Consider the following 8038-nt stretch of genomic DNA (forward strand, 5'->3'; position numbering starts at 1 on the left):
GCGAGAAACGTTGATGTCGAATACATATGACTCCTCAAGTATCAAGGTATTAAAAGGGCTGGATGCTGTTCGTAAACGTCCAGGCATGTATATCGGTGATACCGATGATGGTACTGGCCTGCACCACATGGTCTTCGAGGTTGTTGACAACGCTATCGACGAAGCCCTCGCAGGCCATTGTGACAAAATAATTGTCACAATCCATGCAGATAACTCAGTTTCTGTACAGGATGATGGCCGCGGTATTCCTACCGACATACACGAAGAAGAAGGTGTTTCAGCAGCGGAAGTCATCATGACCGTGCTGCATGCGGGGGGTAAATTCGATGACAACTCCTATAAGGTTTCCGGCGGCCTGCATGGCGTAGGGGTTTCTGTTGTTAACGCCTTATCTGAAAAACTGGAACTGACTATCCGTCGTGACGGTAAAGTACATGAACAGACCTACCATCATGGAGTTCCGCAAGCACCACTGAAAGTCGTTGGTGATACAGAACAAACAGGAACAACTGTGCGTTTCTGGCCAAGTATGGATACGTTCAAAATTAACACCGATTTCGAATTTGATATTTTGGCAAAACGTCTGCGTGAATTATCATTCCTGAACTCCGGCGTTTCCATCCGTTTAGTTGACAAGCGCACCAATACAGAAGATCTCTTCCATTATGAAGGGGGTATTAAGGCATTTGTTGAATTCCTGAGCCGCAATAAAAACCCGATCCATCCGAATGTTTTCTATTTCTCCACTGAAAAAGACGGTATTGGTGTTGAAATTTCCATGCAATGGAATGATGGCTTCCAGGAAAACATATATTGCTTTACCAACAACATACCTCAGCGCGATGGGGGAACCCACTTAGTGGGCTTCCGTACAGCGATGACCCGTACTCTCAATAGCTATATGGATAAAGAGGGGTACAACAAAAAATCCAAAGTCAGTGCTACCGGTGATGATGCCCGTGAAGGTCTGATCGCGGTTATTTCGGTTAAAGTTCCAGATCCGAAATTCTCTTCACAAACGAAAGACAAACTGGTTTCTTCTGAAGTGAAAACTGCGGTTGAAACGATGATGAACGAGAAGCTGGTGGAATACCTGCTGGAAAACCCTAACGACGCCAAAACTGTTGTTGGCAAAATCATTGATGCAGCACGTGCCCGTGAAGCTGCTCGCAAAGCACGTGAGATGACCCGCCGCAAAGGGGCATTAGATCTGGCAGGTCTGCCGGGCAAACTGGCTGATTGTCAGGAGCGTGATCCTGCACTGTCCGAACTCTATCTGGTGGAAGGTGACTCTGCGGGCGGTTCAGCCAAACAGGGGCGCAACCGTAAAAATCAGGCTATCCTGCCACTGAAAGGTAAAATTCTGAACGTTGAAAAAGCGCGTTTTGACAAAATGCTCTCTTCACAAGAAGTGGCAACCCTGATTACCGCATTGGGTTGTGGTATTGGCCGTGATGAATACAATCCGGATAAACTGCGTTATCACAGCATTATCATCATGACCGACGCCGATGTTGACGGTTCCCATATTCGTACTCTGTTGCTGACATTTTTCTATCGTCAGATGCCGGAGATCATTGAACGTGGTTATGTCTATATTGCTCAGCCACCACTGTACAAAGTGAAAAAAGGCAAACAGGAGCAATACATCAAGGACGACGATGCAATGGAAGCCTACCAAATGTCCATTGCACTGGATGGTGCATCACTTTATACCAATCCACACGCTCCGGCTCTAAAAGGCGAAGCACTGGAAAAACTGGTAACTGAATTCAATACTACACAAAAAATAATCAAACGCATGGAACGCTTGTACCCGCTGGCGCTACTGAATAACTTAATCTACCATCCGGTATTGACCGAAGATGCCTTAACCGATCAGACCAAAGTGGAAGAATGGGTAAGTGCACTGACCATTCGTTTGAATGACAAAGAGCAACATGGCAGCACTTACAGCTACCAAATCCATGAAAATCGCGAGCGTCAGGTTTATGAGCCGGTTCTGTGCATCCGCACACACGGTGTTGATACTAACTACAATCTGGATTTCGATTTTATTCACGGAGGCGAATACCGTCGCATCAGCAAACTGGGTGAATTGATCGGTAATCTGATTGAAGAAGGTGCTTATATTGAGCGTGGCGAACGCCGTCTGGCAGTAAGTAGCTTTGAGCAAGCACTGGAATGGCTGAGCAAAGAGTCACGCCGTGGTCTTTCTATCCAACGTTATAAAGGTCTGGGGGAAATGAACCCTGATCAGTTGTGGGAAACCACAATGAACCCAGAAACTCGCCGTATGATGCGTGTCACTGTGAAAGATGCCATTGCGACCGATCAACTGTTCACCACCCTGATGGGTGATGCTGTTGAACCTCGTCGTGCATTTATTGAAGAGAACGCACTGAAAGCTGCGAATATTGATATCTGATATTCCTACACCTGCCCCGGATAACTAAAACGTTATCCGGGGAAAAGACGGTTCAAAATTTATCTATAAAATATTCATTGGTTACTTGGAAAACCATCTAAAACTGCCTTATATTACTTCTCAAATTAATTGAAAAATCCTTCATTTATTTACCCTGATAACGAGCGATTATTTAAGGATATTTCTTCATAAAAAACAAAAAATGATCTTATTAATAAGATAAGAAAAATTTCACTTTCATTATATAAATCAGGAATTTTTAATTCTCAATAACATATTGAACCTAAATGTTAAGAGTAGCTTAATTTTATTAATCATATTCAATTTCTATTATAAAGGTTATTATTATGTTAAAACGAAATTCTTCTTTTAATAGCTATATACACAAAACGCCATCTGGAACTTTATCCCGCTCAAACTCTTTCCATACTCAGCCCTCCAAAAATATGTTGAATATCAATGTCAATCATCACAACCCCAGATTAATAAATGGATATATTCCAATAGTCAAAAAAGCAACATTGCAAGAAGCGGAAATGGCAGTCAGGAAATTATATAATTCAATTCAACAGGATGGATGGCTGTCACATATCGAAAATACATATCGAAGAAGAGACAATATAGAAGCAAAATCGAATCCTTCCACCGAAGAATTATGGGATCTTCGATGTTGTATAACAGATAGCCTGTTATGTACAGTGAAAGATAATTTATCATTTCGCATCAGAAAAAAAGATAGTACCTTATATCAAGGCTGCAATTATACCTACTTTGTTTGTTATACAACTCACTTTCCAACAGACTCAGTGTCTTCTCTGATGGTGCCCATTGGAATAATGTTATTTACCTACAATGAAGATGATCACTACCCATATTATCCTGAAGTCAGTTACCTGATTACCCATCCGGGGATCCAAAATTGTGCTTATTTATTGATAGAAAAAGCTGTCAATTTGTCCTACCAAACAGGCCATCATGGAAAATTAAAATTGACGACCGCAACGAAACACCTTTCAAATGCCTACAACAGGCTTGGGTTTATTGATGATGCACCATATTCGATGATATTAGACCCAAGTAACAGCAAATTATGGGTATTTTCTGCCGCAAATGGAGGATATCGCTTTACTGGGTTGTGTCCTTAATTTTTATCGAGAAACTTAACCATGCTAGCAAATAATACTCACCAATTATTCGGAAGATACATTCAAAATACAGAAATAACGATCGCCATTCTTGGCAACTGGAACCGCATGTCATTCTGACACACATAAACAAAACGTAGATATGGCTATGAATGGAATGTCGGGAGACAGTACATGTCTGAGAATTGGCTATTATCTAAACATTCATCACTATCAATAAATTGGATTTATAACCTTCTTCCCATTGGTCACCCTGAGACTGTCTTATTTTTCTTAAAATCATTGGTTTTTTAACTTGATAGTTTTAATATAAATAAGAATAAGATAGATAACACTAAGGATATTTATATGTCAAACATGGTTTATTGCCGTGGCTGTGGAAAAGAAATCCACACCTCCGCAAGCTCTTGCCCTAGCTGTGGTGCAGTTCAAAAAGAAGAAACACAAGGTGAAAAAAGCAGAATAACTGCAGCTCTATTAGCTTTCTTTCTTGGTTTTATCGGGGTGCATAGATTTTATCTAGGAAAAATAGGATCAGGGTTTTTATACCTTATTTTTTGCTGGACGTTTATTCCTTATATCATTTCTTTTATTGAATTTATTATCTATTTATGCATGTCAGATAAAGATTTCGCTAAGAAGTATGGTTAATTAAACTCCTTTTATGTTAAACGGGCGAATTAAACCGCCCGTTCTTACCATTTAAAACACCTCAAATCAGTTTCAAGCTACTATCACTCACCTATCGAGAACAACTCTTGTTTGTGCATTTGACAAGTATCGAAAACCGGACAGTTACCCCTTGATGTAGATGCTATTATCTGTGCATTGACGAAATTAGCCAGCGCTCCACCGAAAGAGCGGCAGGCATTAAAAATACCTAGGTGATAAGCTAATTGCGGAAAGTGAAAAACAACGCTGAGATCTAAATTATGTTAAAATCAATAACATGAGAATTTATAAAAAACTAGCATGCAGGGACCAACATAAAATGGCGACACATCCTGATTGCCCCTATTACGTAAGTGTAAGATATAAAAAAACAAAACAACCACCAATATTTATTCAATAATGGCGGTCTATTAAATGCTTTACTACAACAAAATCCGCAACATACGGCGCAACGGCTCTGCCGCTCCCCACAGTAACTGATCACCAACCGTAAAGGCAGACAGATATTCCGGCCCCATGTTCAGCTTACGCAGACGCCCTACTGGTGTATTCAAAGTCCCCGTCACCGCCGCCGGTGTTAATTCACGCATGGTCAGTTCGCGATCATTCGGGATCACGCGAACCCAATCATTATGGGATGCCAACAACGTTTCAATTTCGTGAATCGGAATATCTCTTTTCAATTTCAAGGTAAATGCCTGACTATGGCAACGCAGTGCTCCAATACGGACACACAGGCCATCAACCGGAATGATGTCATCACCCGTATTCAAAATCTTGTTGGTTTCCGCCTGACCTTTCCACTCTTCACGGCTCTGCCCATTTTCTAATTGCTTATCAATCCACGGGATTAAACTCCCCGCCAGAGGAACACCGAATTGGTCGGTCGGCAGAATACCACTGCGAGTGAAATCAGTTACACGCTTTTCAATATCTAAAATCGCAGAAGCCGATTTTTGCAGTTCATCTGCAACCTGATCATGTAGCATGCCCATCTGCATCAACAATTCGCGCATATGGCGAGCACCACCACCAGAAGCTGCCTGGTAGGTTGAGACTGATGCCCACTCGATCAAATTATTAGCAAACAAACCACCTAATGACATTAGCATCAGACTGACAGTACAATTACCGCCAACAAAAGTTTTAATCCCTTTATTCAGGCTGTTCTGAATATGTTGATGGTTAACAGGATCGAGAATAATGACAGCATCATCATTCATGCGGAGTGCAGAAGCCGCATCGATCCAATATCCCTGCCAGCCCGTTGCTTTCAGTTTGGGGTAAATTTCATTGGTATAATCCCCTCCCTGACAACTAATAATAATATCCAACGCATTCAGTGCTTCAATATCAAAAGCATCCTGCAAAACGCCCGACTTACCAGTAAACTCTGGGGCTGGTTGTCCATGTTGGGAAGTCGTAAAAAAAACGGGTTTGATCTGGTTAAAATCCCCTTCTTCCACCATTCTTTGCATCAATACTGAGCCAACCATACCACGCCAGCCGATAAAACCTACACTTTTCATCATAGTTACCCTGTCTTGAAAAAGTCGTTGTCAGCACCCCTGACACTACTAAAGCTGACAAAATATGAGAAAAGGTGCAAGTAAATTTATGCGCCACAGAACTAACCATTTTGCGGCAATCCGCATGCCATTTTTAAACCATATCGAAATTTATTCAGGTATTCCTTTGCAAATATAATTAGTCTGGAGTAAATAATTTATTAATTGATCATTTAATAAAAAATTATATCAACTAATATCTCCTCCTGAATTTATATCTTAAATACGCTGTAGATTTCCTTGATTTCAATACAGAATAATAGCCAATCAAAAAATTTTTATGACAATAACGACAAATCACATCGACTTTAGCCATATCTCACCCATAATAAAAAATAGGGCGTTTATCACAAGATCTAATTATTGGGAGCATGACCCCTTATTACTCTGAAATCTGATAAAAAATAATTCGCCCGTTATCATAACGGGCTGATTATGATTACAACCATTCCAGAGCGGGATCATCCACTGGCTGCCGTAAGACTTGTTTATCTTTTTGATAATCATGTGACACTTGCCAATTTGGACTGCGTCCCTGACGGGGAAGTGCATCTTCGCCTCGTTTCACATAGCCAGATTGCAAGGCACCAAATAAATGTTTATCAGGTACTACCTCATCCGGCTGAGCATGTGGTGTCACAACCGTAGCCTGACGGCGATCCATTTCATGTAATAAACGACAAATATATTCCGCTGAGAGATCAACTTTTAATGTCCAGGCGTTGCTAATATAACCAAATAGATAAGCAAAATTAGGAATATCCTGTATCAATGTCCCTTTATAGAACATCATGTTATTACCTTGCTGTGGTTGACCATCAATAGCAATCTCAGCTCCCCCCATCAGTTGTAATTGCAACCCTGTCGCTGTCACTATGATATCAGCAGATAATTTTTTACCTGATTGCAATAAAATCCCGTCTTCAGTAATACGTTTAATTTGATCAGTGACGATAGAAGCTTTCCCCTCTTTCAGAACCTTAAATAGATTGCTGTCAGGCACAAAGCACAACCGTTCATCCCATGGCATATACTTGGGTGTCAAGTGTTTCATGTCAAAATCAGGGCCAACTTTTCTGCGGGCTAATCCCAACAATAACGATTTCAAAAAGTGAGGAAAATACCGGCTGATTTTATATAACAAGCTAAAAAATAAGATATTGCGTTTTCGGCTTAATGTATAAATCCAACGTTGTGGAATAATGCCATTCAGAAACTCAGCTATCTTATCCCTGCCCGGTATTGAAAAAATATAACTTGGGGAACGTTGTAGCATAGTAATATGCTCAGTCTCATATGCCATTGCCGGAAGTAAAGTGACTGCGGTTGCGCCACTTCCAATCACAACAACCCGCTTTCGTTTGTAATCTAATGTCTCAGGCCAGTGTTGTGGATGAACTATTGTGCCTTTAAAATCTTCAAGGCCGGGGAGCTTAGGTACATAAGGTTCATCCTGATTGTAGTAACCCGTCGCGCCGATAAGAAAATGACAAGTAAATTGCCGAGTTTCTCCACTGGTTTCATCTATTGCGGTAACAGTCCATTGGCGAGTTTCATTTGACCAGTTAATTTTGGTGATCTTTAATCCAAACTGAATTTTTTTATCAATTTCATACTCTTCTACTGCTGAATTCAGATAGCGCCTAATTGAAGGCCCATCAGCAAAAATACTGGTATCTGTCCAGGGACGAAATTTATAGCCATAGCTCATCATATCTGAATCTGTGCGAATCCCCGGATAGCGAAATAAATCCCAAGTTCCACCTATTGCGTGACGACGCTCTAAGATCCCCACTTTTTTGTCAGGACATTCTCTTGCCAAATGGCATGCCATACCAATGCCAGAAACGCCCGCTCCCATAATCAAAACATCATAATGGTTATCCATATTATTGCCTCCCCTATAAATGTACTCTTTTGATTAAATCAATCTCCCGTTACTGACGGTATGTTATTTTTTATTCAATAGAACAACCATTTGTATTTATGAGGCAGGAGTATCATGATTAGATACATAGCTGATTATTAAAAAATTTCTTTTAATTAATTAGTATTGAAAAATCATGGATAAAAAATTAATTATCACTTAAAGTGCGTATAATTATTAAAACCGCTAATATGGAAAGTAAATAAGCTTTCAAAATAGTAGATCACTTGGAGGGAACTCAGTCCAATTTTTGCGATCTGATTAATCGCCAAATCAAAAAAATCCCAAAATGGACTGA

General features: G+C 40.4%; 5 protein-coding genes. 3 read left to right on the forward strand and 2 right to left on the reverse strand.

Annotated features, from left to right (window positions below; genetic code table 11):
- Positions 1-13 precede the first annotated feature (13 nt).
- From gyrB to Xind_RS10580, 3 genes are all read left to right on the forward strand, one after another.
- Entirely contained in the window at positions 14-2428 is a 2415-nt protein-coding gene (gene gyrB, locus Xind_RS10570) for a DNA topoisomerase (ATP-hydrolyzing) subunit B (RefSeq protein ID WP_187650037.1), read from the forward strand.
- A gap of 347 nt (positions 2429-2775) precedes the next feature.
- Positions 2776-3573: a hypothetical protein gene (locus Xind_RS10575; protein WP_187650038.1), complete on the forward strand. Its 798-nt coding sequence runs from the start codon at positions 2776-2778 to the stop codon at positions 3571-3573.
- A gap of 348 nt (positions 3574-3921) precedes the next feature.
- Positions 3922-4224 (forward strand): TM2 domain-containing protein, encoded by a 303-nt coding sequence (locus Xind_RS10580; RefSeq protein WP_187650039.1) that lies wholly within the window; start codon positions 3922-3924, stop codon positions 4222-4224.
- A 443-nt stretch (positions 4225-4667) separates the two neighbouring features.
- On the opposite strand, the gene asd is transcribed toward Xind_RS10580, so the two are convergent.
- A complete protein-coding gene (gene asd, locus Xind_RS10585; protein WP_187650061.1) occupies positions 4668-5774 on the reverse strand; it encodes an aspartate-semialdehyde dehydrogenase in 1107 nt (368 codons plus the stop codon).
- Positions 5775-6252: 478 nt separating this feature from the next.
- Positions 6253-7701, reverse strand: a complete 1449-nt coding sequence (locus tag Xind_RS10590; protein ID WP_047679008.1) for a flavin-containing monooxygenase — start codon at positions 7699-7701, stop codon at positions 6253-6255.
- Between the last annotated feature and the right edge of the window lie 337 nt (positions 7702-8038).

Source organism: Xenorhabdus indica, from assembly GCF_014467235.1.
In the GTDB taxonomy this organism is placed as follows: domain Bacteria; phylum Pseudomonadota; class Gammaproteobacteria; order Enterobacterales; family Enterobacteriaceae; genus Xenorhabdus; species Xenorhabdus indica.

What these genes read in the sequence shown, in the direction of transcription:
- gyrB (WP_187650037.1), top strand. Translation starts at nt 14, where the DNA reads ATGTCGAATACATATGACTCCTCAAGTATCAAGGTATTAAAAGGGCTG.
- Xind_RS10575 (WP_187650038.1), top strand. Translation starts at nt 2,776, where the DNA reads ATGTTAAAACGAAATTCTTCTTTTAATAGCTATATACACAAAACGCCA.
- Xind_RS10580 (WP_187650039.1), top strand. Translation starts at nt 3,922, where the DNA reads ATGTCAAACATGGTTTATTGCCGTGGCTGTGGAAAAGAAATCCACACC.
- asd (WP_187650061.1), bottom strand. Translation starts at nt 5,774, where the DNA reads ATGAAAAGTGTAGGTTTTATCGGCTGGCGTGGTATGGTTGGCTCAGTA.
- Xind_RS10590 (WP_047679008.1), bottom strand. Translation starts at nt 7,701, where the DNA reads ATGGATAACCATTATGATGTTTTGATTATGGGAGCGGGCGTTTCTGGC.